The following is a 4,899-nucleotide window of genomic DNA, read 5'->3' on the forward strand; positions in this document are numbered from 1 at the left end:
GCCCGAGGCCGTGGCGGGGGACATCGACCGGGCTCTCGCCCCGGCGATCGCCGCCGGGGCCGCGGCGGTGCTGTGCACCTGTTCGACGATCGGGGGCTTCGCGGAGGCCCGGGCCGCGGCGCTGGGAGTGCCCGTGCTGCGCGTCGACCGTCCGATGGCGGCGGCCGCCGTCGCCGTCGCACCCGGCGGCGGCCGAGCGGCGACACGCATCGCCGTGATCGCCGCACTGGCCGGCACCCTGGGCCCGACCACGGCCCTCGTCGACGAGGAGGCCGCCCGATCCGGCCGGCCGGTCACGGTGACGGCCACGCTGGTCGACGGCGCCTGGGAGCGGTTCGAGAGCGGCGACCGCGCCGGCTACCTGACCGCGATCGCCACCGCCGTCGAGGCCGTGGTCGACGCGGACGCCGTCGTCCTCGCCCAGGCGTCCATGGCGGACGCCGCGCAGCGGACCGCGACCGCCGTACCGGTCCTGTCCAGCCCGGCCCTCGGGCTGCGCGCCGCTGCCGCCGCCGCGGTGTCACGCCCCGCGCAGGCGGCGCTTGAGTATCCGTACTCAGGCGGTGCTGTCGGTGCCGGATGACACTGTGCGGGTGCGTCGGGACGCCCGGGCCCGGCACCACGGAGGGGATGACCATGAGGCGTGCGAGTTTCGCCTGGACGACGGCGGTGGCGGCGGTGGCGGCGATCGCGGTGACGGCGGTCCCGGCGTCCGCCGGACAGGCCGGACAGGCCGGGGAGATCGGGGAGATCGGGCACGGGACGCCGGGGACGGGCGAGATCCTGCCCTACCCCGGGCAGGAGGGGCTGATCTGGATCCCGGACTGGATCGGTGACGGCGGGGCGGTCACCGGCGGCGCCTACACGGCCGGTCCGCCCGTCACCGTGACGGTCGGCTGCCGGGGCGGCAGCGGCGGCGCGGGCGAGGTGCGGGTCACCTTCACGCCGTACTACGGCGACACCACCCCGGTGGAGTTCACCGTGCCCTGTCCGGCCGAGGCCGTCGACAGGGGCTCGGCGGTGGTGACGGCCGAGCAGGGCCGGTCCTTCCACGTCGGGGTGAAGGCGTCGGCCCCCGACGTGCACTGGGGGCTGACGGTCACCCAGCCGGACGCCTGACCGACCGGGGGCGGGAACCGACCGCCCGCCAGCCGCAGCCCTCGCGGGTGCGGTCGGCTCCCTCGGCCCCACCGCCGGGGCCCGCCTCGCTATGCACACCATGTATACATGATGTGTATAGTCCTTGATCATGTCACTCGGACAGATGCTCCTCGGGTTCCTGGAAGCCCAGCCCCGCCACGGATACGACATCAAACGCCTCTACGACGAGCACTTCGGGCGCGACCGCTCCCTGCACTACGGGCAGGTGTACGCGACGCTCTCCCGGCTGCTGAAGAACGGCCTGGTCGTCGTGGAGGGCGTGGAGGCCGGCGGCGGCCCGGACCGCAAGCGGTACGCGATCACCGACGCCGGAGTCACCGACCTCGCCGACTGGCTCACCCAGCCGGAGGACCCGCAGCCGTACCTGCAGAGCACCCTCTACCACAAGGTCGTGCTCGCCATCCTGACCGGACGCTCCGCCGCCGACGTCCTGGACACCCAGCGGGCCGAACACCTGCGGACCATGCGCGAACTGACCCGCCGCAAGCTCGCCGGCGACCTCGCCGACGAACTGATCTGCGACCACGCGCTGTTCCACCTGGAGGCCGACCTGCGCTGGCTGGAACTGACCGCCGCCCGCCTCGACGACCTCACCGCCCGCCTCACGGAGACCCCACGTTGACCAGCGCCGGACCCCTGCTCACCGCCCAGGACCTGCACAAGTCCTTCGGCCTCACCCCGGCCCTCGCCGGCGCCTCGCTCACCGTCGCCGCCGGCGAACTCGTCGCCGTCATGGGCCCCTCCGGCTCGGGGAAGTCCACCCTGCTGCACTGCCTCGCCGGCATCACCCGCCCCGACCGCGGCACCATCGGCTACCAGGGCCGTGACCTCACCACCTGCACCGACGCCGAGCTCAGCGCCCTGCGGCGCACCGAGTTCGGCTTCCTGTTCCAGTTCGGCCAGCTCGTCCCGGAACTCTCCTGCCTGGAGAACGTCGCACTGCCGCTGCGCCTGAACGGCATGCGCCGCAAGGCCGCCGAGGCCCGCGCCGGCGAGTGGCTGGAACGACTGGAGGTCACCGACGTCGCCGCCAAGCGCCCCGGCGAGGTATCCGGCGGCCAGGGCCAGCGGGTGGGGGCCGCCCGCGCCCTGATCACCGGCCCCAAGGCGGTGTTCGCCGACGAGCCGACCGGCGCCCTCGACACCCTCAACGGCGAACGCGTCATGAAGCTGCTGACCCTCGCCGCGCGCGAGACCGGCGCGGCCGTCGTCCTGGTCACCCACGAGACGCGGGTCGCCGCCTACGCGGACCGCGAGGTCGTCGTCCGCGACGGCCGCACCCGAGACCTGGCGGGCGCCCGGTGAGCGCCGCCGACCCGAAGGTCCGCCGGCCGGCCCTGGACCAGCTCGCCCTCGGCGCCCGACTGGCCGTCACCAGCGGACGGGACGGCTGGGGCCGACTGCTGCTCACCGCCTGCGGCGTCGGCCTGGGAGTGGCCCTGCTGCTCTTCACCGCCTCCTTCCCCGGCATCGTGCACCACCGCGACCAGCGCCTGTACACGCAGAACGACACCTTCCAGGACGAGGACCTGCCCACCCCCGGCGACCGGACGGTCCTCGTGGCCGTCGCCGACACCACCTTCCACGGCACGCCCGTCCGCGGCCGGATCGTCCAGCCCGAGGGCCCGAACGCGGCGCTCCCGCCCGGGGTGGCCGCCTACCCGAAGCCCGGCGAGATGGCCGTCTCCCCGGCCCTGGCCGACCTGCTGAAGGACCCCGCCAACCAGCTGCTGCGCGAGCGCCTGCCCCACCCCGTGGTCGGCACCATCGGCCCGGCCGGGCTGCTCGGACCCGGCCAGGCCGACTTCGTGCTCGGCGGCGACCGCCTCTCGGTGGACACCGGCGCCGTCCGGATCACCGAGTTCGGCCACTTCTCACCACCCAAATCCATGGACCCGAAGCTGATCCTGCTCAACGCCGTGGGCCTGACGGTGATGCTGGCCCCGGTCGGGGTCTTCCTCGCCGCCGCCGCGCGCTTCGGCGGCGAACGGCGCGACCGCCGGCTCGCCGCCCTGCGGCTCGGCGGCGCGGACCGCCGGATGACCGCCCGGATCGCCGCCGGGGAGTCCCTGGTGGGCGCGGTGCTGGGCCTGGCCGCCGGCGCGGCGCTCTTCCTGATCGGCCGACAGGCGATCGGACGGATCCGGCTCGCCGGATTCAGCTTCTACCCCGAGGACGTCGCACCGCAGCCCGCCGTCGCCGCCGCGATCGCCGTGGTCGTGCCGCTCATGGGCATCGGCGTCACCCTGCTCGCGATGCGCCGGGCGACCGTCGACCCGCTCGGCGTGGTCCGCCGCTCCGGCCCCGGCCGGCGCCGGATCGGATGGCGCCTGATGCTGCCGCCGGCCGGCCTGGCCCTGACGGTGTTCGCCCTCGCGCTCTTCGACCCGGTGAACGGCACGCGCGGATCGCTCCTCGTGGCGGCCGGCGTGATGCTGACGCTGATCGGCGTCTGCACCCTCCTGCCGTGGCTGGTGGAGGCCGTCGCCCGACGGGCCGGCGGCGGCGGCCTGTCCTGGCAACTGGCCACCCGCCGCCTGCAGTTGGGCTCGGGACCGGCCGCCGCGGCGGTCAGCGGCGTCGTGGTGGCGATCGCCGGGGCGATCGCCCTGCAGACGCTCTTCCTCGGCATCGGCGCACAGTACGAGGGCATCACCCGGGACGTGCCCGCCGCCGGGCCGTACCAGCAGTCGGTGTCCTTCCCCGGCGGCGCGCCCACCGCCGACGGCATCGCCGAACGCCTGGCGCGCAGCGCCGGGGTCAAGGCCACCGCGGCGTACACCGAGTTCTCCCTGGAGAGCGGGACGGCCAGGTCCTGGCAGCTGCCCTCGGTCCGGATCGCCTCCTGCACGGTGCTGCGCGGCTTCGCGACCCTGCCCGACTGCAAGGACGGTGACGCCTTCGCGGTCCAGGGCCCGGCCGGGCGGCCGGACGCCGAACCGGTCCGGCCCGGGACGACCGTCCACGCCGCCTACTTCCGGGGCGCCGGCGAGCCGGCCCCCTTCCCGCTGCCCGCCGTGACGGCCACCGTCACCGCCGTCGAGGGCGCGGACCCCAACGGGCGGCTCGGATCCGGCCTGCTGCTGCTCACCCCCGCCGCCGTGCCGGCCGAGGCGCTGCGCGGACAGCCGGCGACCGTCCTGGTGTCGCTCGCCGACGGCCTGACGGACCCCAAGGAGCAGCTGACCACCGCCGTGATGGCGATCGACCCGCAGGCCCGCACCGGGTTCCCGCTCGACAACACGCTCGACCCCACCTACCTCGCGGTCAAGCGCCTGCTGACGGCGGGATCGGCGGTCACCCTCCTGCTGGTCTCCCTCAGCCTGCTGGTCGGCCAGCTGGAGCGCTTCCGGGAACAGCGCCGCGTGCTCGGCGTGCTGAACGCCGTCGGCACCCGCCGCCGCGTCCTGGGCCTGTCGGTGCTCTGGCAGACGCTGCTCCCGATGGCCCTGGGCCTGGTGCTGGCGGCCGTCGGCGGCCTGCTGATGGGGGCGGTCCTGCAGTACGCGGCGGGCGTCCCGTGGAACGTGGACTGGGGCTCGATGCTGGCCATGTCGGGAATCGCGGCCGGCGCGGTCCTCCTCACCACCGCCCTCGGACTGCCGCAACTCCTGCGGCTGATGCGGCCCGACGCGCTGCGCTACGAGTAGCCCGGATCCCGCGCGGCGCCCCGACGCACCCCGGCCGATCCCCGTGAGGGGCCGTCTCCCGCGCCGGGGCGGGAGACGGCGGCACGGG

General features: G+C 75.3%; 5 protein-coding genes. All 5 read left to right on the plus strand.

The window, feature by feature from the left end; all coding sequences use genetic code 11:
* On the plus strand, nt 1-583 hold a 583-nt coding region (locus tag ACIQOV_RS27560), incomplete at its 5' end, for an aspartate/glutamate racemase family protein (protein ID WP_401053000.1).
* Between the two features lie 53 nt (nt 584-636).
* On the plus strand, nt 637-1,119 hold the full coding sequence (locus ACIQOV_RS27565) for a hypothetical protein (protein ID WP_401053003.1): 483 nt from the start codon (nt 637-639) through the stop codon (nt 1,117-1,119).
* 130 nt (nt 1,120-1,249) lie between these two features.
* Nucleotides 1,250-1,783 (plus strand): PadR family transcriptional regulator, encoded by a 534-nt coding sequence (locus ACIQOV_RS27570; protein ID WP_401053006.1) that lies wholly within the window; start codon nt 1,250-1,252, stop codon nt 1,781-1,783.
* On the plus strand, nt 1,780-2,466 hold the full coding sequence (locus tag ACIQOV_RS27575) for an ABC transporter ATP-binding protein (protein WP_401053009.1): 687 nt from the start codon (nt 1,780-1,782) through the stop codon (nt 2,464-2,466). The genes ACIQOV_RS27570 and ACIQOV_RS27575 overlap by 4 nt, the downstream gene beginning before the upstream one ends.
* The gene (locus ACIQOV_RS27580; RefSeq protein WP_401053012.1) at nt 2,463-4,811 is read left to right on the plus strand and encodes an FtsX-like permease family protein; all 2,349 of its coding nucleotides are present in this window, start codon (nt 2,463-2,465) and stop codon (nt 4,809-4,811) included. Before ACIQOV_RS27575 ends, ACIQOV_RS27580 begins: the two co-directional genes overlap by 4 nt.
* The last annotated feature ends 88 nt before the right edge of the window (nt 4,812-4,899 follow it).

Origin of the sequence: Kitasatospora sp. NPDC091257, from assembly GCF_044757675.1 — a bacterium.
GTDB classification, from domain to species: Bacteria; Actinomycetota; Actinomycetes; order Streptomycetales; family Streptomycetaceae; genus Kitasatospora; species Kitasatospora lactacystinica.